The sequence below is a fragment of the Thioprofundum lithotrophicum genome, assembly GCF_055387065.1.
In genome coordinates this window covers 2,637,721-2,663,572 of sequence record NZ_AP042379.1, presented here as the reverse complement: position 1 = coordinate 2,663,572, position 25,852 = coordinate 2,637,721, and the positions used below count along the sequence as shown (strand labels likewise).

The window sequence follows — 25,852 nt, the reverse complement described above, 5'->3', positions numbered from 1 at the left end:
AAGGAGCCCGCGATGCCCCGCCCCCTGCTGCCTCTCAGCCTGCTGTTCCTGGTCCTGGCCGGTCCCTTGCCGGCCGACACCCTCAGCATCCCGGCACCCGCCGCCGAGGCTGCCGACGCGGCCAGTCCGGCAGCGGCCCCGGCGCCGGTGCGCATCACCCTGCCCGGCCGCGGCATGACCATGGAACAGGTGGAAGCGAAGTTCGGCCCGCCCCGCGAGCGTCTGCCCTCGGTGGGCGAGCCGCCCATCACCCGCTGGGTCTACGACGATTTCACGGTCTATTTCGAATACGAATACGTGATCGACGCCGTGCCCAACGCCGCCGGCATCCCCCGGCCCAGCGTCCCGGACGCCGAACCGGCACCGGCGCCCGCCCCTGCCCCAGGTGACTGACGCTAGCCAGCGCCGCCTGCTCCCCGAATGGGCGGAGCAGGACGGCGTGCTGCTGGTCTGGCCCCATGCCGGCACCGACTGGGCCGCGGATCTGCCTGCCGTTGAAGACGTCTGTCTCGACCTGGCCCGGGCCATCACGCCCCGGGAACGGCTGCTGGTGGTCTGCCATGACGGCCCCCATCAGATCCAGGTCTCCCGCCGCCTCAAGGCCGCGGGCATCGATCAGCGGAGGATCCGTTACGCCATCGCCCCGTCCGACGATACCTGGGCCCGCGACTTCGGCCCCCTCACCGTGCACGAGGCCGGCCAGCCCCGCCTCCTGGACTTCCGCTTCAACGGCTGGGGCGAAAAATACCCCCATGCGCGGGACGATGCCATCACCGCCACCCTGCATGCCGAGGGCGTCTTCGACGAAGTGCCCCTAGAACGGATCGATCTGGTGCTCGAAGGCGGGGCCATCGACACCGACGGCGAAGGCACCCTCCTGACCACCGTCTCCTGCCTGCTCGACGCGCGACGCAATCCCGGCCTCGACCAGGCCGCCCTCACCGAACGGCTGAACCGGTACCTGGGCGTCGAGCGGATCCACTGGCTGACCCACGGCTGGCTGGACGGCGACGATACCGACGGTCACGTGGACATGCTGGTACGCTTCTGCGATCCCGGCACCCTGGCGGTCACCGTCTGCGACGATCCCCACGACCGGCACTACCGGGAACTGCGGGCCCTGCGCGAGGAAGTGGCCGCCCTGCGCGATACCCAAGGCCGCCCCTACCGCATCCTCGAACTGCCGATCCCGGCCCCCATTTTCGACCGGGGCCGGCGCCTGCCCGCCAGCTATGCCAATTTCCTGATCATCAACGAGGCGGTGCTGGTCCCCCTGTATGCCGATCCCCACGACGCCATGGCCATGGCCACGCTCTCCGGGGCCTTCACCGACCGGGAGATCATCGGCATCGACTGCCGCCCCCTCATCCGCCAGAACGGCAGCCTCCACTGCCTCACCATGCAACTGCCCGCCGGCACCCTCCCCTGATCCTTCATTCTGAAAACGCCCCTCCCTGTAGGAGCGGCGCAAGCCGCGATCATCCAGCAGCGGGTAGCTGGGAAAGGTATTCGGTTTTCCCCGTCATCAGACACTCGCCCATGGCCTGCGTTGCCGGCCACCGTTCATCGCGGCTCGCGCCGCTCCTACTCTGAAAACGACCACCCCTGTAGGAGCGGCGCAAGCCGCGATCATCCAGCAGCGGGTGGCCGGGAAAGGTATTCGGTTTTCCCCGTCATCAGACACTCGCCCATGGCCTGCGTTGCCGGCCACCGTTCATCGCGGCTCGCGCCGCTCCTACTCTGAAAACGACCACCCCTGTAGGAGCGGCGCAAGCCGCGATTTGCCTCACTCCCCAAACTCCGGCAACTTCGACACCAGCTGCCACCGCTCCCGTTCCGGATCGTATTCCCACTCCAGCTCCACGCTCATGTTCCGCTCGATGGCCCGGTGCTCGTTGTAATACCGGATCTCCACCACCTGCCGCAGCCTGTTCTTGCCCGCCGGGCTGGTGCGGATCACGTCGTAGCCGGTGACCTTGATCGACTTCATCAGCGCCCGTTGCCGTGGCGAGATGGACTGGGGTTTCTTCTGGAAGGCCGCGGCATCGTCGAGCGTCTGCCAGCGGATGGCTCGCTCGAAGGCGAAGGCGGTCTCGTTGAAATGACGCTGCTGTTCCTGGGCGGCACAGCCCAGCAGGGACAGCAGCATGGGGATCAACAACAGGTATCGCGGGAACGGCATGTTTTCCTCCGGCTTTCCGTGACGCACAGGGGAGCAGTATACTCCAAGGCAGCGGAATCGCCGTTCCGGATTCCAGTGTGCAGGCCGCTTCAAACCCTGGCGAAGTCGGCTTTTTGTCTTGATGCGCTTTTGGCTGCTGGTCCAACATCCAGCACGCCCTTGAGGCCGGAGTCCACCGCCCCATGAATCACCCTTCGTTGACCGTGGCCCTCGTGCAACACGCCTGCAGTCCCGATCCGGCCGCCAACCGGCATCACGTCGATGCCGCCCTGCGCGAGGCCCGGGCCCGCGGTGCGCGTCTCGTTCTGCTGCAGGAACTGCACGATACGCCCTACTTCTGCCAGACCGAGGATCCGGCCTTGTTCGACCTGGCCGAGCCCATTCCCGGCCCCCGCAGCGAGGCCCTCGGCGCCCTAGCCCGGGAACTGGAGCTGGTCATCGTCGCCTCCCTGTTCGAACGGCGTGCCCCGGGCCTGTATCACAATACCGCCGTGGTCTTCGACAGCGACGGCCGCCTGGCCGGCCGCTACCGCAAGATGCACATCCCCGACGATCCCGGGTACTACGAGAAGTTCTATTTCACGCCCGGCGATCTCGGCTTCACGCCGGTGGACACCGCCGTGGGCCGGCTCGGCGTGCTCGTGTGCTGGGATCAGTGGTTCCCGGAAGCGGCCCGGCTGATGGCCCTGGCGGGCGCCGAACTGCTGCTCTACCCCACCGCCATCGGCTGGGATCCGCAAGACGAGGAGGACGAGAAGGCCCGCCAGCTCGATGCCTGGCGCACCGTGCAGCGCGGTCACGCCATCGCCAACGGCCTGCCCCTGCTCGCCTGCAACCGGATCGGCACCGAAACCGCGCCCGATGGCAGCGGCAGCATCGACTTCTGGGGCCACAGCTTCATCGCCGGCCCCCAGGGCGAGATCCTCGCCGAAGCCCCGCCCAACGAGCCGGAAATCCTGATCCAGGCGATCGATCTGTCCCGCGCCGAGCAGGTGCGCCGGATCTGGCCCTTCCTGCGCGACCGGCGCATCGACGCCTACCACGACCTCCTGCGCCGCTATCGCGACGAGGCGACGACGAAAAACCGCTGAAGGTTCCATTTTTCTCCCGACAAAATTTCGTTAAAGTTCCCAGCCTCACCTGCCGATATGGCGTCAGGTAAGGTGGGAGCCACCCGTCATGGACAAAAAACGAGGAACACGTTGCATGAAAACACTGATTACCACTGCATTTCTGGGCAGCCTGCTTTTGACCCCCGGTCTTGCCAGCGCGGACTTCATCGGTTTTTCCGTTGGCGCCGGCATCTGGAAGGACAGCCCCACCGGTTATTTCCGCAAGACCAGTGACAATATCAACGTCGATATCGAAAACGATCTGTACTGGGGCGACGAAAATCAGAACTATTTCTTTGCCACCCTCGAGCACCCGATTCCCATTCTGCCCAACATTCGGCTTTCCAAGGTCAATGTCGAGCACAGTGGCGCCGGCACCCTGACCCGCAGCATCACCATCAACGGCACGACTTACAGTGCCAGCGAAGACGTTACCAGCAGCGCCAGCTTCGACCAGACGGACATCACCCTTTATTGGGAAATCCTCGACAACGTGGTCAGCCTCGATCTCGGATTGAACGCAAAACTGCTTGATCTGAGCTACACGGCCACGGGCAGCCTCAGCGGCACCACCTCGGACAGCGCCAGCGCAACGATTCCCATGGTCTATGGCCTGGTCGGCGCCTCCCCGATGCCGGGCCTGTTGCTCTCCGCGGAAATGGCCTACGTCACATACTCGGGAACCACGGTGTCGGATTTCACGGCAAAAGTCGCCTACACCAGCGCATTTCTGCTGGGCGTCGAGGCGGGATACCGCAGCCAGGTTTACACCCTGGACGACGTTGCGGGAATTACCGCCGACATCAAGTTCAGTGGCCCGTTTGCCGGCCTCTACCTGAAGTTCTGATCCCCGTCGGCGACGGGCGGCCAGTGCCGTCCGTCGCCTTCGCCACCGCCGGCCGCGGGGCCGTCTATACTCAGCGTATCTCCCGACACCCGATGGAGGTGTCCCATGCGCTATCTTACCGCCTGTCTCCTCCTGCTGTTGCTGTTGCCCGCGCGCGCCGACCCGGCCCGTTTCGTTGCCACGCCCTATGCAGAGCCGAAGGTGGTCTTCGACTTCTACTTCGACGATCCGCAGAAGATCCACGCCGCCCTCTACTGGATCCGCTCCCTGATCAACCCCCTGATGGAAGAACCCTACGGCTTCGCCCCGGAGATGATGGATCTGGTGGTCGTCATCCACGGCACCGAAATCGTCACCGTGGCGAAACACAACTACGAAAAATACCGCAATGCCGTGGATCGCATGCGCTACTACGCCCAGCTCGGCGTCCGCTTCAAGGTCTGCGGCCTCGCCGCCGCCGACTACGGTTACCGGATCGACGACTTCCAGGACTTCATCGAAGTGGTCCCCTCCGCCATCACCGAGCTGGCCCACTGGCAACAGCAGGGCTACGCCCTCATCGCCCCCACCGTCATGGAAAAACGCTTCAGTCTCGAGGAGATTCGCTGATTCGTCGAGAGGTGAGTGGAAGGAACACGGAGGGCACAGAGGCACGGAGATCACTGAGTTTTGTTGGTCGACACGCGCCATAGGGCTCTGAAAACCGCAGGAGCGGCCCAAGCCGCGACCATGCGCTACTCAAGTAGGAGTGGCGCCCCCGCCGCGATATTCCGGTGACAGGTAACCGATTGGTGGTTAGCTGGAAAATCCTGGCAGGCCCGCCTATCGCAGCTCTCGACGCTGCCCCGATCGTCTTCCCGTTGAAATCACCCCAGAAAAACCGTTTGCGGTGTAAAATACGGGGTTTTCACCATTCACGCGCCGCGCCTGCATGACTCACGAACGCATCAGCCCCCTTCACCCCCGCCTGCCCGAAAAGCCCGGCGAGATCCGCGACTGGGGGCACCTGTATGGCAATGGGCCGGCGCTGGCCATCGCTTCGGCGGCACGCAGGGCCGGCGGACCGTTGCTGGTGGTCACCGGCAGCCCGGCCGAGGCCCAGCAGCTCGAGACCGCCCTGCGCTTCTTCCTCGACGGGGCGGATCTGCCGATCCTTCCCTTCCCCGACTGGGAAACCCTGCCCTGGGACGTCTTCTCCCCCCACCAGGACATCGTTTCCGAGCGGCTGCGCTGTCTGGCGCGGCTGCCGGATCTGCGCCAGGGGATCCTGCTGGCGCCGGCCCAGACGCTGATGCAGCGCCTGGCGCCGCCCGAGTACCTGCAGGCCCACAGCCTGCTGCTGGCCACCGGCGACACCCTGGATCTGGAAGCCATGCGCCAGCGCCTGGAGCGCAGCGGTTACCGCTGCGTGGCCACGGTGATGGAGCACGGCGAATTCGCCGTGCGCGGCGCCCTGCTGGATCTCTATCCCATGGGCAGCCCCCTGCCCTACCGCATCGAGCTGTTCGACGACGAAATCGACTCCATCCGCAGCTTCGACCCCGAATCCCAGCGCTCCATCGAAAAGGTGGAGCGCATCGAACTGCTGCCGGCCCGGGAATTCCCCCTCAATCCGGACGGCATCAGCCGCTTCCGCCAGGCCTTCCGCGCCCGTTTCGAGGGCAACCCGCAGGACTCGCCTCTCTACCGCGAGGTGAGCAACGGCATGGCGCCCGGCGGCATCGACTACTACCTGCCGCTGTTCTTCGAACGCACCGCCACGCTGTTCGACTACCTGCCCGATTCGGCCACCATCGTCACCACCGAGTCGGTGGAAGGCGCCGCCGAGGCCCACTGGGCCGAAATCGGCGAGCGCCACGCGCAGTTGCGCCACGATCGCGAACGCCCCCTGCTGCCGCCCGCCGAGGTCTTCCTGCCGGTGCCCGAACTGTTCGCCGCCTTCCGCGCCCGGCCGCGGATCCGCTACCAGGCCTTCGAGCTGGAGAAGGCCGGCGACAACTTCGCCACCGGCAAGCCCCCGGCGCTGACCCTCGACGTGCGTGCCGAGAATCCCGTGGCCGTGCTGGAAGACTTCCTGCGCGGCTTCGACGGGCGGGTGCTGTTCGCCGCGGAAACCACCGGCCGGCGGGAATACCTGCTGGATCTGCTGCGTGGCCACGACATCCACCCCGCTGCCGTGGACAACTGGCCCGCCTTTCTCGACAGCGACGTGCCGCTGGCCATCACCGTGGCCCCGCTCGAGAAGGGCCTGCTGCTCACCGATCCGCCGCTTGCCGTGATCGCCGAGCCCCAGCTCTTCGGCCAGCAGGTGCTGCAGCGCCGGCGGCGGCGCAAGTCCACCCGCGACAGCGACGCCATCATCCGCAACCTGGCCGAACTGAGCGTGGGCGCTCCCGTGGTCCACGAAGACCATGGCGTGGGCCGCTATCTCGGCCTGCAGACCCTGGAGGTGGGCGGCGCGCCCACCGAGTTCCTGACCCTGGAATACGCCGGCGGCGACAAGCTCTACGTGCCGGTGGCCTCCCTGCACCTGATCAGCCGCTACACCGGCGCCGCGCCCGAGAACGCGCCCCTGCACAAGCTCGGCTCGGGCCAGTGGGAGAAGGCCAAGCGCAAGGCCCGGGAAAAGGTGCGCGACGTGGCCGCCGAGCTTCTGGCCATCTACGCCAGGCGCGAAGCCCGCACCGGCTTCCGCTATCCCCTCGACGAAATGGCCTGGCGGGCCTTCGCCGCCGAGTTCCCCTTCGAGGAGACCCCGGATCAGCAGGCGGCCATCGATCAGGTGCTGGCCCGCATGCAGGACGACAAGCCCATGGACATGCTGGTCTGCGGCGACGTGGGCTTCGGCAAGACCGAAGTGGCCATGCGCGCCGCCTTCGTGGCCGTGCAGGCCGGCCGGCAGGTGGCCCTGCTCGCGCCCACCACCCTGCTCACCCGGCAACACCTGGAAAACTTCCGCGACCGTTTCGCCAACTGGCCGGTGCGCATCGAGGCCCTGTCACGCTTCGGCGGCAAGAAGGCCCAGGATCGGGTGATCGCCGATCTGGCGGCCGGCAAGGTGGACATCGTCATCGGCACCCACAAGCTGCTCCAGGACGACGTGAAATACAAAAATCTGGGCCTGGTGATCATCGACGAGGAACACCGCTTCGGCGTGCGCCAGAAGGAGAAGTTCAAGGCCCTGCGCGCCGAGGTGGACGTGCTGACCCTCACCGCCACGCCCATCCCGCGCACCCTCAACATGGCCATGTCGGGGATCCGCGATCTGGCCATCATCGCCACGCCGCCGGCGCGGCGGCTGGCCATCAAGACCTTCGTCGCCGAGCCCAAGCCGGCGCTGATCCGCGAGGCCTGCCTGCGCGAGATCCGCCGCGGCGGCCAGATCTACTACCTGCACAACGAGGTGGAGACCATCGAGAAGACGGCGCAGAAGCTCGCCGAGCTGGTGCCGGAGGCCAGCGTGCGCATCGCCCACGGCCAGATGCGCGAGCGGGAACTGGAACAGGTGATGTCCGACTTCTATCACCAGCGCTTCAACCTGCTGGTGTGCACCACCATCATCGAAACCGGCATCGACATCCCCACCGCCAACACCCTGATCATGGATCGGGCCGACAAGTTCGGCCTCGCCCAGCTCTACCAGATCCGCGGCCGGATCGGCCGCTCCCACCACCGGGCCTACGCCTACCTGCTGGTGCCCAACCGCAAGGCCCTCTCGGAAGACGCCCGCAAGCGCCTGGAGGCCATCGAATCCATCGAATCCCTGGGCACCGGCTTCACCCTGGCCACCCACGATCTCGAGATCCGCGGCGCCGGCGAACTGCTGGGCGACGAACAGAGCGGCCAGATCATGGAAATCGGCTATTCGCTCTACACGGAACTGCTGGAACGCGCCGTGCAGAGCCTCAGGGAAGGCAAGGAACCGGACCTGGAGCAGCCCCTGCATCACGCCACCGAGATCAACCTGCACGTGCCGGCCCTGATTCCCGAGGACTACCTGCCCGACGTGCACGAGCGCCTGATCCTCTACAAGCGCATCGCCAGCGCCGAAAGCGAGGCCGAACTGCGCGAACTGCAGGTGGAGATGATCGATCGCTTCGGCCTGCTCCCCGAGCCGCTCCAGACGTTGTTCCGCATCACTGCGCTCAAACTGCTGGCCACGCCCCTCGGCATCGAGAAGATCGATCTTGGCGCCAGCGGCGGGCGCCTTGTCTTCGGCGAGGAACCCGACATCGATCCGATGCGCATCATCCAGCTCATCCAGGGCCAGCCCGACACCTACCGCCTCGACGGCAACGACAAGCTGCGCATCGTCAAAACCTTGCCGGACGCCGAGGATCGTTTTGCCATCCTCGAGGAACTGTTGACAGAACTCGGCAAGAAGAGCGAAGCGGCATAGGGGCGCGACACCCTTGCATAAAGGGGCTCAAAATGGTTTTTCACCTGCGTAGGCCGGCTCAAGCGCAGCGGAGCCGGCATTTTGGCAGGACACCTTTTCGCCGGCTCCGCTGCGCTTGTGCCGGCCTACAGAGAGACTGCGGAATTCGATGCAGTCTCCATCCTGTAGGAGCGGCGCAAGCCGCGACGGGCGACGTTTTCGCGGCTTGCGCCGCTCCTGCCTCAAGCAATTTGCGTCAAGACATTTTGCGACAACGAACAATCGTCCCCGGGATCGGCAACGCGTCCGGGCCTACTGTCCCTTGTCTCTTTTCGCTTTCCTCTTTTCCCGCCACTGCCACACGACCTTGTGCGCCTCCATCACCACCAGCACCGACAGGGCCATGCCCAGCAGTTCCAGCCAGTGTTCGGGCGAAACCGGCCGGATGTGCAGAACGTCCGCCAGCCCCGGCAGGTACATGGCGCCGATATGGATCCCCTGCGCCGCCAGCACCCCCAGCACCAGCAGCGGATTGCGCAGCAGGCTGTGGCGGAACACCGAGAGGGTCTCGGAGCGGGAATTGAACACGTGCAGATTCTCGAACAGCACCATCAGCAGCAGGGTGCCGTTGCGCGCCTCGTCGAGAGAGAAGCCCCGCTCGAGCAGGAGCTGGTAGAGGAAGAAGGCCACCCCGCCCATCACCAGCGCGCTCAGCACCACCCGTTCGACCATCAGGCGGTTGAAGATCCCCTCGTCGGGTGGCCGGGGCGGCTGGCGCAGCTCGTGGCCCTCGCCCGGCTCGAAGGCCAGCACCACGTGCTGGATGCCGTTGGTCACCAGGTTCAGCCACAGCAGTTGCACGGCCAGAAGCGGAATGGCCAGGCCGCTGAACAGGGCCAGCAGGAACAGCACCAGCTCGGCGGCGCCGGTGGAGACCAGCAGGAAGATCACCTTGCGCACGTTGCCGTAGGCGATGCGCCCTTCCTCCACCCCGGCCACGATGGAGGCGAAGTTGTCGTCGGTAATGATGAGATCGGCGCTCTCGCGGGCCACGTCGGTCCCCTGGCGGCCCATGGCCACCCCCACCTGGGCGGCGCGCAGCGCCGGGGCGTCGTTGGCGCCATCGCCGCTGACCGCCACGTAATGCCCCTGGCGCTGCAGGGAGAGCACGATGTCCAGCTTCTGGTGGGGCTCCACCCGCGCATAGACCCGGGCCCGCGCGGTGAGTCGGTCCAGCGCCTCCGGGCCGCTCACCCGGGCCAGTTGCGGTCCCGTGACCACCTGCGCCGCGTCTTGCGCCAGCGCCAGCTCGCGGGCGATGGCCAGGGCCGTGGCCGGGTGATCGCCGGTGATCATGGCCACCTCGATCCCCGCTTCCCGGCAACGGGCCACGGCCTCCGCCGCCTCGGGGCGCAGGGGATCGATCATGCCCACCAGCGCCAGCAGGGTGAGATCACGCAGATGCCCCTCGCCCAGGGATTCGGGATCGGCCAGTTCCAGCTCGCCGTCGGCCAGCGCAATCACCCGGAAGCCGTCGGCGGCCAGACGCTCGGCCACGCCGGCCACGTGCTCCGCCTGAAGCGGCACCTCGCCCTGCCGGGTGGCCATGCGGCTGCACATGGGCAGCAGCCGTTCCACCGCGCCCTTGACGCAGATCCGGTATCCCTCCTCGGCACGATGCAGGCTGGCGGCATACATGCGTTCCGATTCGAAGGGAATGGTGGCCACTTCCGGCAGGCGCAGCAGCAGCTCGTCGCGGATCACCCCGGCCTTGTGGGCCAGCACCAGCAGGGCCACGTCCACCGCGTCGCCGTGGCGGATCCATTCGCCGTTGCGCCGGCCCAGGAAGCCCTCGTTGGCCAGCGCCGCGGCCTCGGCGATGCGGCGCAGCAGGGCCCATTCCTCCGGCGCCGGCGGCCCGCGGGGCGTGATCACCTCGCCGTCCGGCGCCAGCCCTTCCCCCGTCACCTGCCAGACTTCCGGCTCCGGCTCCGGGATCACCAGCCGCTGGGCCATGAGCTGGTTGAGCGTGAGGGTGCCGGTCTTGTCGGTGGCGACGAAGGTGCAGGAGCCGAGCGACTCCACCGCCACCAGCCGGCGGATCAGCACGTTGCGCCGGGCCATGCGGCGCATGCTCACCGCCAGCGCCACGGTCAGCGCCACGGGCAGGCCTTCCGGGATCACCGACACGGCCAGGGCCACGGCCATCAGGAAGACCTCGGCCAGGGGCATGCCGCGATACAGGGCGATCAGGGCCATGAGCAGGGCCGCCACGCCCACCAGCATGGCGATCCAGCGGGTGAAGCGCTCCATGCGCTCCACCAGCGGCGGGCGCGCCGCCGGCCGCGCCAGCACGTCGCTGGCGATCTGCCCCAGCGCCGTGTCCAGGGCGGTGGCGACCACCACGCCATGCCCACGGCCGCGCAGGACCAGCGTGCCGGCAAAGGCCATGTTGCGCCGTTCCGCCAGCGGCGTGTCGTCCGGCAGGCACAGGTCGGCCTGCTTGCCCACCGCCAGGGACTCGCCGGTCAGCAGCGACTCGTCGATTTCCAGATCATGGCTGTCCAGCAGGCGCAGATCCGCCGGTACCCCGCTGCCCGACTCGAGCAGCACGATGTCGCCCGGCACCAGCTGCTCGGCATCGATCTCGTAGTCCTCGCCGCCGCGCAGCACGCGGCTGCGGATCTTCACCAGCCGCTGCAGGGCCTCGGCGGCACGCTGGGCGGAAAATTCCTGGAAGGTGCCGATGACGGCGTTGATGAGCAGCACGGCGGTGATGAAGCCGGCATCGCTCCAGTCGCCGATGACCGCCGAGAGAATGGCCGCAGCCACCAGCACGTAGATGAGCGGACTGGCGAACTGGCGCAGGAAGATGCGCACAAGGCCATCGCCCGTCGGGCGCGGCAGGCGATTGGGCCCGTAGCGCGCCAGCCGGCGGGCCGCTTCCTCCGGCGACAGGCCCGAGGCGCGGCTGGCCAGCCGTTCCAAGACCGTCTCTGGCGAAAGACTGTGAGGCGCAGACAGCGGCGATTCAGGCATCGAAGGGCTCCCGTGGTGCACCGGAAGCCATCATAGCACCGGCGACAGGGTGCCTGACCGCAACGGGGCAGGCGCAGATCGAGCCGCGGCCATGGAGGGACGAGAAACGAGGAAAACCGTTGCTCTTGCGGCTTCGTCGAACCACGCCACTCGTCCCCTGTATCGCGGCTTGCGCCGCGCCTACAGCGTTTTCGGCACCTTGTAGGCGCGGCGCAAGCCGCGACCATGCGGTGGACGGGTGACAGGGGAAGGCGCGGGTTTTCCCGGTCGTCAGCCACTCGTCAATGACCGGCGTTGGCGGGCAGCGTTCGTCGCGGCGAGGGCGCCGCGCCTACAGGGGACCGTGCGCGCTCAGAACTGGGAGAGATCCATCAACAGTTCCGATTCCATGATGTCGCCATCGGTGGCGACGCGCACGCCCTTGATGCCGGGCACGCGATTGAGGATGTAGGCGGCCATCATCACGCGCATGGATTCGTTTTCGGTCTCCATGGCGGTAAGCATGCGATCGGCCACCACCTGCACGCGGTGTTCGAGGGTGGGGTTGTCCACCCACTCGCGGCCGACGAGATAGCCCTTGTCCATGTCGGCATCGATCCTGTCGAAGAACTCGCCGGCCTCCCGCACCAGGTGATCCGGGACTTCCACGGGAAAGGTGTTTCCATCGACGACGACGTTGAGAATCATGCCAGGCTCCAAATTCAGAAAAGGGGTTGGGGAAATTCGCTGTGCTATTCTAGCGCGAACCGTCGCCGATGAGTACCTGAGCAATGTTGTTGGAAATACCCGCCGTTCTGCGCCCCGAACAGCTTCGCGAGGTGCGCGATCTCCTGGCCCGCGGCCGCTTCATCGATGGCCGTCTGTCCGCCGGCAAGGCGGCCAGGCGGGTCAAGCACAACGAGGAACTGGGACCGGAGGATCGGCTCATCCAGCCCCTCAACCGGATCGTCATGGGCAGCCTGGTGCAGCATCCCATATACCAGTCGGCGGTGCTGCCGCTGAAGGTCGCCAGCCCCTTCTACGCCCGCTACGCGCCCGGCATGACCTATGGCGATCACGTGGACGATCCGGTCATGGGGCCGCCCCAGGGCCGCTACCGCTCCGACGTGTCCACCACCGTGTTCCTCAGCGAGCCGGACGAATACGACGGCGGCGAACTGGTGGTACGCACCCCCTTCGGCGATCAACGGGTGAAGCTGCCGGCCGGGCACGCCGTGGTCTACCCCTCCTCCAGCCTCCACCACGTGGCCGAAGTGACCCGCGGCGAGCGCCTGGTGGCCGTGACCTGGGCCCAGAGCATGGTCCGCGACCCGGCCCGCCGGGAACTGCTCTACGAGCTCAACCAGGCCCGCGAGAGCCTGCTCAAACACCGCCCCGAAGAACCGGAGACCAAACGGGTGGACGTGGCCTACGTGAACCTGGTGCGGATGTGGGCGGAGACGTAGAACGACTGAGGAATGAGGAAACAGGAAAATCGGGTAGGCCGGCTCAAGCGCAGCGGAGCCGGCATTTGTGGATGATGCTTCTTTGCCGGCTCCGCTGCGCTTGAGCCGGCCTACCAATTTACATTAAAAACACATTATATCTTATTGTTTTTTAATGATTATATCACACAAAAAAGGGCCGCTTTGCGGCCCTTTTTTCGGCGTTGGGAAAGCGCTCAGTAGAAACGCTTGGAGCCCTTTTCCGCGTGCGCCAGGGCGTTGACCTTGTCGGCCAGCTCGGCGTAGCGCTCACGGTAGCCGTGCAGCGGGTGGCCTTCCTTCGGCACGTAGTATTCTTCGGCGGTCACGCCGTGCTCGTGCTCGTATTCCATGAACTTCTTCTGCAATTCGAGCATTTCCTGGATCAGTTTGGCTTTTTCGCTCATTTTCTGCCCCTGTATATTAAGGTATATGGAAAACGGGTGGACCGGAAATCCGTGGCGGCAAATCTAGCAGTGGCCGCACGGGCTGGCCATATCCACTTTGGTCTATAAGGCTATCCCGGGATCAGTAGCCGCCCTTGCGCCGGCTTTCCGGCAGCCCGGCCACCTTGCCGCCCTGCTTGGAAGGCATCTTGGGGAACAGGGAGAAGGTGTCCTTCTGCGCCAGTTTCTGGCCCCACTTCTTGCTCATGGCCTTGAGGATGGCGCGTTCGTTGGGCTGGTTCTGGTTGTTGTTGAAGTATTCGTCGCGCAGGTAGTTGATGATGTCCCAGTGGCGCTCGGTCAGCTCGCCGAGGCCTTCCTGATCGGCCAGGTACTGGGCCATCTCCTCGGTCCAGTCGTTGGGATCGACCAGATAGCCGGTTTCAGTGGTTTCGATGGTCTTGCCGTTGAATTCAAAGGACATGTCGATTTCCTCTTGGATGCGGGGCCGGGCCCCGGAAACGAAAGGGTGCAAAATTCGAACGGGCGCAATTAAACCCGATCCACGGCGAGAGACAATATCCCCACCGGGAGGGTCGGATCAGTCAGGGCGGACCGGCTTGATGTCCTTCTGCGGCAGAAACAGGCCGCAGCCGTACTGGCGGCCGGGGCCGATCCCCTCCTCCTGCAGGCGAACCGATTCCTCCCGATCCAGCTCGGCGAGCATCAGGGAACGGGTATGGAGAATGCCGTCGGGCCCGGCGATCTGGCCCTCCTTGCCGCACAGCATCTTGCGGATCCGGATGTCCAGCGCCTTGAGGCGTTCGGCCACGGTCTGCAGGAATTCACTCTCGCTCTGGCCGGGCTCGCTGATCACGCCCTTGGCGAACAGGGTCGGCAGATCGCTGAGCTTGCGGGTGGTGAACGCGCCCACCTTGAGGGGATGACCGCCGATGTCCAGCGTCTGTCCCACCAGGGCCTGCACGTCCTCGAGGCGCGTCTTGGGCAGGCGCAGGGTCAGGCGCTGGCGGCGCGACAGGTAGAGGATTTCCGTGTCCGGCCGCTCCCAGCCGTTGCCCGACTCGGCGCCGAGCAGCGGATGGATGCCGGCCTGCGGCTCGTCGGCCAGCCACGGCAGGGCCTGTTGCAGGGCCTCGGCCAGCAGATGGGCGTGTTCCTGGGGGATGGACTTGCACTCGATGCGGAAGATCACGTCCTGGACCCGATCCGGGACCTGCCAGGCCGCCTTCTCGTCCCGCTCCTCGCTCCAGAACAGGTTCTGATCACTCATGCCGCCGCCTCCGCTCAGCGGGCCGAGGTGAAGCGCGCTTCGAGGCGCTCCTCCCAGTCCTCGGGGGTGTCGGGGAACGGCGGGCGCACGTCCATGCGGAAGAACATCTCACCCTCCCGGGCCTTGGCGGCCACCGCCTGGCAGAGTTCCTCGAAATTCTCCAGATCGTGCCGTTGCAACAACAGTTCGCTCAGATACAGCATGTCTTGGCCTCCCGGCTCAGGTTTCGGCAATTCGGTCGTAATAGCGGGCCCGGTACAGCAGGCGGCCCGGTCCGTCACCGTCCTCGAAGGCGGTGCGGGCGTGCAGCACGTTGTTGCTCAGCACGCCCTGCCCCGGCTCGAGGCGGTGACGCAGAATCCAGGGGGAATCCCCGTGCAGCAGCGCCCGCAGGTGCTCGCGGGCGGCGCGCGTGGCCGCGTCGTCCCGCCAGGCGATGCTGCGGGTGCGATCGGTGTAGCGCATGTGCAGGGCGCCGCCCGCGTCCACGCTGAACACCGGGCCGCGCAGCTCCCCGCGGATCTCCACCCCGTTCTCCACGTTGGGCGGGATGATCATGGCCGCGGGATGCATCAGGGCCCGGACCAGGGCCGGATCGCGCTGGCGCAGATCCAGCCAGGCCATCTCGTGATCCAGCAGCAGGTTCTCGCCGCCCCGCGCCGCCGGCCGCACGCAGTGCAGCACCATCCCCCGGATGCGCTGCGCCGGCGCGTTGTAATAGCCGTCGGTATGCCAGCTCAGGCGCCGATCGGTGTAGGGAATGTAGAACCGCTGCCGGCCTTCGTCCGTCACCCGCAGGGCGGTGATGTTGTCCTCGTCGGCACACAGGTTGCCATCCAGACGCCGCAGGCCGAGTTGCCGGCCGATGGCCCGCACCACGGCCTTGTCCTCCGCCTGGCGAGCCGGGACCTGGTAGATGGCGAAGCCGGCACGCCGCACCCGCTCCCGCAGGGCCGCCAGCTCGCTCTCGCGCAGGCGGAAGCCGTCGCGCAGCTCCACCAGCAGATCAGCGGCGCTGGCCGGATAGCCGGCCAGCTTCGCATCCCGCCAGCGGCGCCACGCATCGCCGGCGTCGGGATCGAAGGGCGAGCCCCCGGCAAACCGGACGGAATGGACTGACGGATCGGACATTTGCTTTCCTGGCGGCCCCGAGTAGAATACGCCCACAGTTTGCGCGGCTTTCCTGAGTAAAATACTAGGGATTGGCAAACGCCGCAAGTTCAACTAGGCTTCATGGGCACCGGCGCCGCCCGTTTCAAGGGGGCGTCGGCCGGGCCGCTTGCGGACGGGGATTGAAACACGGCCTGCCCCTGTACGGTATATCCTGCTGGTGATACGGCCAGCGGGCCAAGCGTGCGGTCGGCAGGGCGAAAATCCGGACGGGGTCGACCATACCCCATTGGGGATAAGGGGATACGCCCCACTCCCCCATGAGGAAGGTGGTCACATTTTTCCGGCCGCCCTAGACTTCGCAGCAACTCGGACACGTCGCATTCCGCCGCGGTGGGATGTGCAAGGTTTTTCGATTCAACCCAAGGCTTAACGGCTAACCCCTCAAGGAGAATGCCATGGCGAAGAAGATTCATGACACCCCGATGCTGGACGAGCTGGAAAAGGGTCCCTGGCCCAGCTTCATCTCCGGCTTCAAGCGCCTGCGTGACGAACACCCGGATCCGCGCATCAACGAAACCGTCGGTTCCCTGCTCGGCCAGCTGGAACACTCCTACGAAACCCGCAAGGGTTACTGGAAAGGCGGCACCGTTTCCGTCTTCGGCTATGGCGGCGGCATCATTCCCCGTTTCTCCGAAGTCGCCGATGCCTTCCCTGAGTCCAAGGAATTCCACACCCTCCGCGTTCAGCCGCCCGCCGGCAACTACTACACCACCGACATGCTGAACCAGCTGGCCGACAGCTGGGAGAAGTACGGTTCCGGCCTCATCACCTTCCACGGCCAGACCGGCAACATCATGTTCATCGGTACCACCACCGAAAACACCCAGCACTTCTTCGACGAGATCAACGAGTACGGCTGGGACCTCGGTGGTGCCGGTCCCTGCGTGCGTACCGCCATGTCCTGCGTCGGCGCCGCCCGCTGCGAACAGTCCTGCGCCAACGAGCACGCCATCCAGCGCTGGCTGGTGAACAACTTCACCGACGACGTGCACCGTCCGGCCCTGCCCTACAAGTTCAAGTTCAAGGTCTCGGGCTGCCCCAACGACTGCCAGAACGCCATCGAGCGTTCCGACTTCGCCGTCATCGGCACCTGGCGTGACGACATGAAGATCGATCAGGACGAAGTCAAGAAGTTCATCGAAGCCAAGGGCCGTCAGTACGTGATCGACAACGTCATCACCCGCTGCCCGACCCAGTGCATGACCCTGAACGACGACGACACCCTGGACGTCAACAATCATGACTGCGTGCGCTGCATGCACTGCCTGAACGTCATGAACAAGGCCCTCTCTCCGGGGGACGACAAGGGCGTCACCATCCTCATCGGCGGCAAGCGCACCCTGAAGATCGGCGACCTGATGGGTACCGTCATCGTGCCCTTCAAGAAGCTGGAAACCGAAGAGGACTACGAAAGCCTGGTCGAACTGGCCGAAGAGGTCATCGACTTCTTTGCCGAAAACGCGCTCGAGCACGAGCGTACCGGTGAGATGATCGAGCGTATCGGCCTGGTCAACTTCCTCGAAGGCATCGGCGTCGAAGTGGATCCGCACATGGTCAACAACCCGCGCCAGTCCTCCTACGTCCGCATGGACGGCTGGGACGAGGAAGCCGAGAAGTGGTTTGCCCGCAAGGCCGAACAGGCGGCCGGCTGATCCCGGGTTTGTCGATTCACTAACGTATCAAGTTAATCAGGAGAAGACGAATGGCATTAGAAGAAATGCGTCAGCCGATCGAATCCGGTTGCCCTGACGGCTTCCAGTACATGCATCCGGTCATGCGCAAGAACTTCGGCCAGTGGAAGTACCACGAGCACCCGCGTCCCGGCGTGCTGCGTCACGTGGCCCACAGCGGTGACGAGATCTGGACCGTCAAGGCCGGCACCCAGCGCATCCTGGACCTGTTCACCCTGCGCAAGCTGACCGAAATCGGCGACAAGTACGGCGAAGGCTACGTGCGTTTCACCATCCGCTCGAACATCGAGTACATGGTGGCCGACGAAGCCAAGGTCCAGCCGCTGATCGACGCCCTGGAAGAAGCCGGCTTCATCGTCGGCGGCACCGCCAACTCGGTGGCCATGATCTCCCACACCCAGGGCTGGCTGCACTGCGACATCCCCGGCACCGACGCTTCCGGCGTGGTCAAGGCGATGATGGACGAGCTCATCGACGAGTTCAAGAACTGCAACATGCCCAACCGGGTGCACATCACCACCTCCTGCTGCCAGATCAACTGCGGCGGCCAGGGTGACATCGCCATCAACGTCCAGCACACCAAGCCGCCGAAGATCGCCCACGATCTGGTCGCCAACGTGTGCGAGCGCCCGTCGGTCGTAGCCCGCTGCCCGGTCGCCGCCATCCGTCCGGCCATGGTCAACGGCAAGCCCTCGCTGGAAGTGGACGAGAAGAAGTGCATCTGCTGCGGCGCCTGCTTCCCGCCCTGCCCGCCCATGCAGATCAACGATCCGGAGCACACCAAGCTGGCCATCTGGGTCGGTGGCAACCACTCCAACGCCCGTGGCAAGCCCACCTTCCAGAAGCTGGTCGCTGCCGGCATCCCCAACAACCCGCCGCGCTGGCCGGAAGCCACGGCCATCGTCAAGCAGATCCTGCGCACCTACAAGGAAGACGCCAAGGACTGGGAGCGGATCAACGACTGGATCGAGCGTATCGGCTGGCCGCGCTTCTTCGAGAAGACCGGTCTGCCCTTCACCAAGTACCACATCGACAACTGGCGTGGTGCCCGGGCTAGCCTCAACGCCTCGACCCACATCCGCTTCTGAGGAATCTGCTGATGAAGTTTGGGATACAGGTAAACGAAGGTCCCTACACCCACGAAGCGTCCGTGTCGGCCTTGAATTTCGTCAAGGCCGCGCTGGACGCGGGTCACGAGATCTTCCGTGTGTTCTTCTATCATGACGGCGTCAACAACGGCACCCGCCTGACCACGCCGCCCCAGGACGACATCAACATCGTCCAGAGCTGGTCCGAACTGGCCGAAAAGCACAACATCGATCTGGTGGTGTGCGTGGCGGCTGCCCAGCGTCGCGGCATCGTGGACGAAGGCGAACAGGAACGCAACGGGAAGGATGCCAACAACATCGCCCCGGGCTTCCGCATCTCCGGCCTCGGCCAGCTGATCGAAGCCGGGATCCAGTGTGACCGTCTCGTCGTGTTCGGCGACTAAGGGGATTAGCCATGTCTGATGTCAAGAAATTCATGTATGTCAACCGCAAGGCCCCTTACGGCACCATCTACGCCTGGGAAGCCCTGGAAGTCGTGCTGATCGGCGCCGCCTTCGAACAGGACGTGAGCCTCGCGTTCATGGACGATGGCGTGTTCCAGCTGGTCAAGGGTCAGGACACCACCGAGCTCGGCATCAAGAACTTCTCGCCGACCTACTCGGCCCTGGGCGACTACGACGTGAACAAGATTTACGTCGAGAAGGAGTCCCTGGAAGCCCGCGGTCTCACCATCGACGACCTCATGCCCCTCAAGTACGAGGACGAGGACGACGACTGGGCCGAAAAGGATTCCATTCGCGTCGTCACGGCTGCCGAAATGGCGGAAATTCTCGAACAGCAAGACGTTGTTCTGAGCTTCTGAGAGAGGGTAGGAAAACCATGTCCACATTGCACACTGTGAACAAGTCACCGTTCGACCGTCCTTCTCTGCAGACCTGCCTGCGTCTTGCCGGGAAAGGCCATGCCGTCCTGCTGTTCGAGGATGGCGTGTACGGCGCCCTGCAGGGTTCCACGGTAGCCGATACCGTCAAGAACGCCATGGACAATGTTTCCATCTATGTTCTCGGCGCCGATCTGAAGGCCCGCGGACTGTCCGAAGACAAGCTGATCGACGGCATCAAGGTCGTCGATTACAAGGGCTTCGTGGATCTGACGGTGGAAAACGACAAGGTGAATGCCTGGCTGTAACCATTGTTGAGTTGTTGTTTCAAGTTTTCAAACGAGGAGATCGACCATGCCTATCGAAGTAGAAGGTAAGACCATCGAGACTGATGAGGAAGGCTACCTGGCCAACCTGAACGACTGGACCCCCGCCGTGGCCGAAGCCATGGCCAAGGAAGACGGTACCGAACTGACCGATGCCCACTGGGAAGTGATCAACTTCCTGCGTGAGTACTATGACGAGTACCAGATCGCCCCGGCCGTTCGCGTTCTGACCAAGGCCATCGGCAAGAAGCTGGGCAAGGAAAAGGGCAACAGCAAGTACCTGTACGAACTGTTCCCCTATGGCCCCGGCAAGCAGGCGTGCAAGTACGCCGGTCTGCCGAAGCCGACCGGCTGCGTATAAAGCCGTACCCGAAAACGGCGGGGAGCCACGGCTCCCCGCCTTTTCGACCAACCTACGAATTCCACAGATAGAGGGAACAGAAGCATGTCTGCCCTGTCCGTTATCTATGCGCTTTTGTTTTACGCCGCGACCCTGATCTTCCTGGTCGGCGTCGGTCGTAAAATCTGGATTTACGCCAAGACACCCGCTCCCCTCAAGATTCCCACCATGCCGGCCCCTGTCACCCAGACCGGCGTGGTTCTGCGCATGGCACGGGAAGTCGTCCTGTTCGCCTCTCTGTTCAAGTCCAACAAGTGGATCTGGCTGTTCGGCTGGCTCTTCCACATGGCCATGTTCCTGGTGCTGGCCCGCCATCTGCGCTATTTCACCGATCCCGTCTGGTGGTGGGTGAACCTGATCCAGCCCTTCGGCAAGTATGCCGCCTTCGGCATGCTCATCGGCCTGCTCGGCCTGTGGGGCCGCCGCGTCTTCGTCGAGCGGATCCGCTACATCACCAGCCCCTCCGATCACCTGATGCTGGCCCTGCTGCTCGGCATCGTCATCACCGGCATGTCCATGACCTTCGTGACCCATACCGATATCGTCATGGTCAAGGACTTCTTCCGGGGCCTCATGGTCGGGAGCATCCGGCCGCTGCCCGACGACTTCAATCTGCTCCTGCATCTGGCCCTGGTCGCCACGCTGCTGATCGTCTTCCCCATCAGCAAGCTGCTGCATGCGCCCGGCGTCTTCTTCAGTCCGACCCGCAATCAGGTCGACAACGCGCGCGAGAAACGTCACATCGCGCCGTGGGCGGCCGAACTGGATGCCGCCGAATCCGGCAACTGACAGACGGTTGACCTGAACCTTCGCCGCGACAAAAACGATTGAGGACAATACTGTGGCCGATTTTGACATCCCCGAACTGAAAGCGTTTCTGGACATCCCGCCGCTCAAGGAAGGTGCGATGGCGCACAGCAAGCCCTACGTGGCCAAGGCGGACTTCCAGGAACCCCTGGGTTATCCGGGTGAACTGGTCGACAACTGGGAAGAGGTCGCCGTCAAGAAGCTGGGCGAACTGAAAGGCAAGTTCCGCTCCCTCCAGGTGTTCCTCGATTCCTGCGTCAAGTGTGGCGCCTGCACCGACAAGTGCCACTACTTCCTGGGCACCGCCGATCCCAAGAACATGCCGGTGGCCCGTCAGGATCTGCTGCGCAAGGTCTATCGCCGTTACTACACCTTTGCCGGGAAGTTCTTCCCCAAGCTGGTTGGCGCCGTGGACATGACCCGCGAAGTGCTGGACGAGTGGTACAGCTACTTCCACCAGTGCTCCCAGTGCCGCCGCTGCTCCGTGTACTGCCCCTACGGCATCGACACCGCCGAAATCTCCATGGCCGCCCGCGAGATCATGGACGCGGTGGGCATGGGCCAGAAGTACTGTAACGAAATCATCGCCAAGGTCCACAAGATCGGCAACAACCTCGGCCTGCCCGAGCCGGCCCTGGCCGACACCCTCGAAGGCCTCGAGGAAGAGGTCAAGGACGATACGGGCGTGGACATCAAGTTCCCGCTGGACGTCAAGGGCGCCGAAATCCTGCTGGTCACCCCCTCCGCCGACTTCTTCGCCGAGCCCCACGTGGACGGCCTGATTGGCTACGCCAAGGTCTTCCATGAGACCGGCGCCAGCTGGACCCTCAGCTCCTACGCCTCGGAAGCGGCCAACTTCGGCATGTTCATCGGCAGTTACGAGAACATGCGCCGCATCTCGCGCCGCATCCGCAAGGCCGCCAAGGATCTGGGCGTCAAGCGCATCATCTTCGGCGAGTGCGGCCATGCCTGGCGTGTGGCCTACAGCTTCCTCAATACCCTGGCCGGCCCCTGGGACTTCCTGGATCCCAACTACCCCGTGCCGCAGCACATCTGCGAATACACCTGGGATGCCATCCAGAAGGGCAAGCTGAAGTTCGATCCGTCCGAAAACGATCACATGACCCTGACCTTCCACGATTCCTGCAACGTGGCCCGCGCCTCGCGCATGGGCGACAAGCCCGGAGGTCAGCTGGAAATTCCGCGCAACATCATCAAGACCGTGTGCAACAACTACGTGGACATGCCGGAGAACACCATCGGCGAAGCCACCTTCTGTTGCGGCGGCGGCGGCGGTCTTTTGACCGACGACCTCATGGAATTGCGCGTCAAGGGCGCCATGCCGCGCATGGCCGCCTACAAGAGCGTGGTGGACGACTATGGCGTGACCAACCTGGCCGCCATCTGCGCCATCTGCAAGACCCAGTTTGCCAAGGTGCTGCCCTACTACGGCTTCACCATGGATCAGATCGTCAGCGTCCACCAGCTGGTCGGCGACGCGCTCATCCTCAGTGATGCGCCGTCCGAAGACGCCGGTGACGAGGCCGACGACGAATAACCGAACAACGAATCCCTTCGAATTCAGAAGAATCGCTTACACAGGAGAATTGGCATGGCTACTTCCCGCGACGAAATGCAAAACGAAAAGCTCACGTTCCGGCGCTTCAAGGACGGCGACAACCAGTGGGAAAGCTGGGCGGACAAGATTTTCGTTCAGGACACCTCCCACAAGTGCCCGACCTACGTGCACCGCACGCCGCCGTGCCAGGGCAGCTGCCCCTCCGGCGAGGACATTCGTGGCTGGCTGGACATCGTGCGCGGCATCGAGAAGCCGGCCGAGGGCATGAGCATGCAGGAATACGCCTTCCGCCGCTCCACCGACGCCAACCCCTTCCCCTCGGTCATGGGCCGGGTCTGCCCCGCACCCTGTGAAGACGGCTGCAACCGCAACGAGGTGGAAGACCACGTCGGCATCAACTCGGTGGAACAGTACATCGGTGACCAGGCCCTGGAAGGCGGCTTCAAGTTCGAAGCCGGCCCCGACACCGGCAAGAAGGTCGCCGTGATCGGGGGCGGTCCCGCCGGCCTGGCCGCGGCCTACCAGCTGCGTCGCCGTGGCCACGGCGTCACCCTGTTCGACGATCACGACAGCCTGGGCGGCATGATGCGCTTCGGCATTCCCGGCTACCGCATGCCCCGCAACGTGCTGGACGGCGAGATCAACCGCATCATCGACATGGACGTGGAGCTCAAGCTCAACACCCGCGTCGGCCAGGACGTGAAGGTCGAGGATCTGGAGAAGGACTTCGACGCCATCGTCTGGGCCGTGGGCGCCTGGTCCGGCCGCCAGCTCCCGATCCCCGGTGCCGACAAGGCGCCCAACGCCGTCATCGGTATCGAGTACCTGGAAGCCTTCAACCAGGGCCGCCTGCAGGCCGTGAGCCCGACCGTGGTCGTGGTCGGTGGTGGTGACACCTCCATCGACGTGGCCTCCGTGGCCCGCCGCCTCGGCACCATCGAAGGCATGTCCGAAGAAGAGCTGCCGGAGAACGTCATCGCCGGCAAGACCACCCACAACTACGGCGACGATGCCAAGCGCAAGCCGGCCAAGGTCATCCTGCTCAGCCGCTCGCCCATCGACAAGATGAACGCCGCCGAGCACGAAATCCACGACGCCCAGCGCGAAGGCATCGAGATCATCGACTGCGTGAACCCGGTCGAGCTGGTGCTCGACGAGAACGGCCGCGCCAAGGCCGTCCGCGTGCAGAAGCTGGAAAGCGACGGCAAGACCCCCATTGAAGGCTCCGAGTACGACATCGAGCTGGATCTCATCGTCGCTGCCATCGGCCAGGGCGGCAAGCTGGACGGCTTCGAAGACATCGGCAACGAGCGCAAGCTGATCGACGCCGACCAGCACTACCAGGTCCCCGGCCGTCCCGGTCACTTCGTGGCCGGCGACATCGTGCGGCCGCACCTGCTGACCACCGCCATCGGCCAGGCCTCCATCGCCGCCGAGAGCGTGGATCACTACCTCAAGAACGAAGAGCTGGGCAAGCGGCCCAAGGTGGACAAGCATCACTTCAACCTGCTGGAGAAGATGCAGGAAGCCGGCCTCGCCCCCGCCGAGTACGACCACACTTCCGTCTGGGGCACCTCCGAGTCCGACTTCGCCATCCACAACTTCGAGGATCGCGCCAAGCAGGAAATCATCCCGGCCGAGAAGCTGTTCCTGGGCCACTTCGAGTACACCCCGCGTCACAAGCGCGAGGAAGACGTGCCCACCGCCGAGGAAGTGCTGGGTCACTTCGCCGAGCGCATGAAGCCGCTGCCCGAAGAGGAAGCCGTCAAGGAAGCCGACCGCTGCATGAGCTGCGGCATGTGCTTCGAGTGTGACAACTGCGTGATCTTCTGTCCCCAGGACGCCGTGTACCGCGTGCCGAAGGACAAGCACACCATGGGTCGTTACGTGGCCACCGACTACAAGAAGTGCATCGGCTGCCACATCTGTGCCGACGTCTGCCCGACCGGCTACATCGACATGGCCATGGGTGAATAACAATCATAGGAGTCCGGATCGTGACCTTTGGACAACTGAGCAGGCAGTGCCTCATGGTGGCAGGGCTGGTCCTCGCCCTGCCCGCCATCGCCGACGACACCGGTCCGCTGGCCGGGGTGCCAAAACCCCGCGCCAAGGCCAACCCGGAGTTTGGCTGCGTTCGTCCCGAGGAGGACATGCGCAAGCATCACATGCAGTACCTCCTGCATCACCGTGACGAAACCCTGCGTCAGGGGATCCGCACCAAGCAGTTCAGTCTCGCCGAGTGCGTGAACTGCCACATCACGCCCAAGGCGGACGGCCAGTACGCCCGCTTCGGCGAAAAGGAGCACTTCTGCAGCAGTTGCCATACCTATGCCGCGGTCCGTATCGACTGTTTCGAGTGTCATCGCGACACGCCGGATCCGGAAAAGATTCAGGAAGGCGCCATGGCCAACCCTCATGGCGATCTGAATCCCGGCCGGACCGGCGCCCTGACCGTTTCCGCCAACGTCGATGAGGCACGCTGATGGACGAGAAGAAGACCAACACCACCGACCAGGCCCGGCGCCGTTTCTTCGGCCAGGTAGCCGCCGTGGCCAGCCTGACCGTGGCCCCCGGCGTCATCCTCCAGCAGGTGGCCCACGCCCGGGCGCCGGAACTGCCGGCCAGCGATCGCCAGCGCTGGGGGATCCTGATCAACACCAACAAGTGTGCCGAAGGCTGTGACGCCTGCGTCACCGCCTGCCAGGACGAATACGGCTGGGGCCCCAACAGTCCGGAGACGAAATCCTCGCCGGAGCAGAAGGCCCAGTGGATCCGCAAGGTCAAGCTCACCGACAAGCAGACCGGCCACGTGCAGACCCTGCCGCTGATGTGCCAGCACTGCGAGCATCCGCCCTGCGTCGACGTGTGCCCCACCGGCGCCTCCATGAAACGCGCCGACGGCATCGTGCTGGTGGACAAGCACATCTGCATCGGCTGCCGTTACTGCATGATGGCCTGCCCCTACAAGGCGCGGTCCTTCATTCATGAAGAACTGCACGACCAGAAGGTCAACGCCCCCCGGGGCAAGGGCACCGTGGAATCCTGCACCCTGTGCGTGCAGCGGGTCGATGCCGGCCGTCAGCCCGCCTGTGTCGAAGCCTGCCCGGAACAGGCCATGATCTTCGGTGATCTCAAGGATCCGGAGAGTGCCATCTCCCGCGAACTGCGCGAGCGCGGTGGCGAACAGATCCGGGCCGACCTGGGCCTGAACACCGGCATCCGTTATCAGGGTCTCTAACCTCCAGA

26 protein-coding genes are annotated in these 25,852 nt (G+C 64.8%); 18 read left to right on the top strand and 8 right to left on the bottom strand.

Features of this window, described 5'->3' with window-relative positions; all coding sequences use genetic code 11:
• Positions 1-12: 12 nt before the first annotated feature.
• Together ACZ5BH_RS12700 and ACZ5BH_RS12695 are read left to right on the top strand one after the other, a co-directional pair.
• On the top strand, positions 13-393 hold the full coding sequence (locus ACZ5BH_RS12700) for a hypothetical protein (protein WP_464889631.1): 381 nt from the start codon (positions 13-15) through the stop codon (positions 391-393).
• Positions 386-1,429, top strand: a complete 1,044-nt coding sequence (locus ACZ5BH_RS12695; protein WP_464889630.1) for an agmatine deiminase family protein — start codon at positions 386-388, stop codon at positions 1,427-1,429. Before ACZ5BH_RS12700 ends, ACZ5BH_RS12695 begins: the two co-directional genes overlap by 8 nt.
• A 357-nt stretch (positions 1,430-1,786) precedes the next feature.
• Here ACZ5BH_RS12695 and ACZ5BH_RS12690 read toward each other — a convergent pair whose 3' ends face one another.
• Positions 1,787-2,182 carry a hypothetical protein gene (locus tag ACZ5BH_RS12690; RefSeq protein WP_464889629.1) on the bottom strand — a complete coding sequence of 132 codons (396 nt, stop codon included), beginning with the start codon at positions 2,180-2,182 and terminating at the stop codon, positions 1,787-1,789.
• Positions 2,183-2,364: 182 nt separating this feature from the next.
• Between ACZ5BH_RS12690 and ACZ5BH_RS12685 the strand changes: the two genes are divergently transcribed.
• From ACZ5BH_RS12685 to mfd, 4 genes are all read left to right on the top strand, one after another.
• Positions 2,365-3,273, top strand: coding sequence for a carbon-nitrogen hydrolase (locus ACZ5BH_RS12685; RefSeq protein ID WP_464889628.1), 909 nt, complete (start codon positions 2,365-2,367; stop codon positions 3,271-3,273).
• A 115-nt stretch (positions 3,274-3,388) separates the two neighbouring features.
• Positions 3,389-4,141, top strand: coding sequence for a TIGR04219 family outer membrane beta-barrel protein (locus ACZ5BH_RS12680; RefSeq protein WP_464889627.1), 753 nt, complete (start codon positions 3,389-3,391; stop codon positions 4,139-4,141).
• 105 nt (positions 4,142-4,246) lie between these two features.
• On the top strand, positions 4,247-4,750 hold the full coding sequence (locus ACZ5BH_RS12675; RefSeq protein ID WP_464889626.1) for a DsrE family protein: 504 nt from the start codon (positions 4,247-4,249) through the stop codon (positions 4,748-4,750).
• Positions 4,751-5,072: 322 nt separating this feature from the next.
• Positions 5,073-8,540: a transcription-repair coupling factor gene (gene mfd / locus ACZ5BH_RS12670; protein ID WP_464889625.1), complete on the top strand. Its 3,468-nt coding sequence runs from the start codon at positions 5,073-5,075 to the stop codon at positions 8,538-8,540.
• A 291-nt stretch (positions 8,541-8,831) separates the two neighbouring features.
• On the opposite strand, the gene ACZ5BH_RS12665 is transcribed toward mfd, so the two are convergent.
• Together ACZ5BH_RS12665 and ACZ5BH_RS12660 are read right to left on the bottom strand one after the other, a co-directional pair.
• Positions 8,832-11,558 (bottom strand): cation-translocating P-type ATPase, encoded by a 2,727-nt coding sequence (locus tag ACZ5BH_RS12665; protein WP_464889624.1) that lies wholly within the window; start codon positions 11,556-11,558, stop codon positions 8,832-8,834.
• Positions 11,559-11,909: 351 nt separating this feature from the next.
• Positions 11,910-12,245: a hypothetical protein gene (locus ACZ5BH_RS12660; RefSeq protein ID WP_464889623.1), complete on the bottom strand. Its 336-nt coding sequence runs from the start codon at positions 12,243-12,245 to the stop codon at positions 11,910-11,912.
• A gap of 83 nt (positions 12,246-12,328) precedes the next feature.
• Here ACZ5BH_RS12660 and ACZ5BH_RS12655 point away from each other — a divergent pair, with 83 nt between their 5' ends.
• Positions 12,329-13,003 (top strand): Fe2+-dependent dioxygenase, encoded by a 675-nt coding sequence (locus ACZ5BH_RS12655; protein WP_464889622.1) that lies wholly within the window; start codon positions 12,329-12,331, stop codon positions 13,001-13,003.
• Positions 13,004-13,218: 215 nt separating this feature from the next.
• On the opposite strand, the gene ACZ5BH_RS12650 is transcribed toward ACZ5BH_RS12655, so the two are convergent.
• The 5 genes from ACZ5BH_RS12650 to ACZ5BH_RS12630 form a co-directional block, all read right to left on the bottom strand.
• Positions 13,219-13,428: a hypothetical protein gene (locus ACZ5BH_RS12650; RefSeq protein ID WP_464889621.1), complete on the bottom strand. Its 210-nt coding sequence runs from the start codon at positions 13,426-13,428 to the stop codon at positions 13,219-13,221.
• 121 nt (positions 13,429-13,549) lie between these two features.
• Positions 13,550-13,891: a TusE/DsrC/DsvC family sulfur relay protein gene (locus tag ACZ5BH_RS12645; protein WP_464889620.1), complete on the bottom strand. Its 342-nt coding sequence runs from the start codon at positions 13,889-13,891 to the stop codon at positions 13,550-13,552.
• Positions 13,892-14,008: 117 nt separating this feature from the next.
• On the bottom strand, positions 14,009-14,698 hold the full coding sequence (cas6, locus tag ACZ5BH_RS12640) for a type I-MYXAN CRISPR-associated protein Cas6/Cmx6 (RefSeq protein ID WP_464889619.1): 690 nt from the start codon (positions 14,696-14,698) through the stop codon (positions 14,009-14,011).
• Between the two features lie 14 nt (positions 14,699-14,712).
• Positions 14,713-14,901 carry a sulfur relay protein DsrC gene (locus tag ACZ5BH_RS12635; protein WP_464889618.1) on the bottom strand — a complete coding sequence of 63 codons (189 nt, stop codon included), beginning with the start codon at positions 14,899-14,901 and terminating at the stop codon, positions 14,713-14,715.
• A 16-nt stretch (positions 14,902-14,917) separates the two neighbouring features.
• The gene (locus tag ACZ5BH_RS12630) at positions 14,918-15,829 is read right to left on the bottom strand and encodes a TauD/TfdA family dioxygenase (RefSeq protein WP_464889617.1); all 912 of its coding nucleotides are present in this window, start codon (positions 15,827-15,829) and stop codon (positions 14,918-14,920) included.
• A 437-nt stretch (positions 15,830-16,266) separates the two neighbouring features.
• Between ACZ5BH_RS12630 and dsrA the strand changes: the two genes are divergently transcribed.
• The 11 genes from dsrA (at position 16,267) to dsrO (ending at position 25,844) form a co-directional block, all read left to right on the top strand.
• Entirely contained in the window at positions 16,267-17,523 is a 1,257-nt protein-coding gene (gene dsrA / locus ACZ5BH_RS12625) for a dissimilatory-type sulfite reductase subunit alpha (RefSeq protein WP_464889616.1), read from the top strand.
• 50 nt (positions 17,524-17,573) lie between these two features.
• Positions 17,574-18,650: a dissimilatory-type sulfite reductase subunit beta gene (gene dsrB / locus ACZ5BH_RS12620; protein WP_464889615.1), complete on the top strand. Its 1,077-nt coding sequence runs from the start codon at positions 17,574-17,576 to the stop codon at positions 18,648-18,650.
• Between the two features lie 11 nt (positions 18,651-18,661).
• Positions 18,662-19,054 carry a sulfurtransferase complex subunit TusD gene (gene tusD / locus ACZ5BH_RS12615; RefSeq protein WP_464889614.1) on the top strand — a complete coding sequence of 131 codons (393 nt, stop codon included), beginning with the start codon at positions 18,662-18,664 and terminating at the stop codon, positions 19,052-19,054.
• Positions 19,055-19,065: 11 nt separating this feature from the next.
• The gene (gene tusC, locus ACZ5BH_RS12610) at positions 19,066-19,473 is read left to right on the top strand and encodes a sulfurtransferase complex subunit TusC (RefSeq protein WP_464889613.1); all 408 of its coding nucleotides are present in this window, start codon (positions 19,066-19,068) and stop codon (positions 19,471-19,473) included.
• 17 nt (positions 19,474-19,490) lie between these two features.
• Positions 19,491-19,799, top strand: a complete 309-nt coding sequence (tusB, locus tag ACZ5BH_RS12605) for a sulfurtransferase complex subunit TusB (protein ID WP_464889612.1) — start codon at positions 19,491-19,493, stop codon at positions 19,797-19,799.
• 46 nt (positions 19,800-19,845) lie between these two features.
• The gene (locus ACZ5BH_RS12600) at positions 19,846-20,178 is read left to right on the top strand and encodes a TusE/DsrC/DsvC family sulfur relay protein (protein ID WP_464889611.1); all 333 of its coding nucleotides are present in this window, start codon (positions 19,846-19,848) and stop codon (positions 20,176-20,178) included.
• An 84-nt stretch (positions 20,179-20,262) separates the two neighbouring features.
• Positions 20,263-21,006 carry a respiratory nitrate reductase subunit gamma gene (locus ACZ5BH_RS12595; RefSeq protein ID WP_464889610.1) on the top strand — a complete coding sequence of 248 codons (744 nt, stop codon included), beginning with the start codon at positions 20,263-20,265 and terminating at the stop codon, positions 21,004-21,006.
• 52 nt (positions 21,007-21,058) lie between these two features.
• The gene (gene dsrK / locus ACZ5BH_RS12590; protein WP_464889609.1) at positions 21,059-22,582 is read left to right on the top strand and encodes a sulfate reduction electron transfer complex DsrMKJOP subunit DsrK; all 1,524 of its coding nucleotides are present in this window, start codon (positions 21,059-21,061) and stop codon (positions 22,580-22,582) included.
• A gap of 54 nt (positions 22,583-22,636) precedes the next feature.
• The gene (locus ACZ5BH_RS12585; RefSeq protein ID WP_464889608.1) at positions 22,637-24,580 is read left to right on the top strand and encodes an NAD(P)-binding protein; all 1,944 of its coding nucleotides are present in this window, start codon (positions 22,637-22,639) and stop codon (positions 24,578-24,580) included.
• A gap of 20 nt (positions 24,581-24,600) precedes the next feature.
• Positions 24,601-25,089, top strand: coding sequence for a sulfur reduction protein DsrJ (locus ACZ5BH_RS12580; protein ID WP_464889607.1), 489 nt, complete (start codon positions 24,601-24,603; stop codon positions 25,087-25,089).
• Complete coding sequence (gene dsrO, locus ACZ5BH_RS12575) at positions 25,089-25,844, top strand: sulfate reduction electron transfer complex DsrMKJOP subunit DsrO (protein WP_464889606.1); 756 nt, start codon at positions 25,089-25,091, stop codon at positions 25,842-25,844. The genes ACZ5BH_RS12580 and dsrO overlap by 1 nt, the downstream gene beginning before the upstream one ends.
• Positions 25,845-25,852 lie beyond the last annotated feature (8 nt).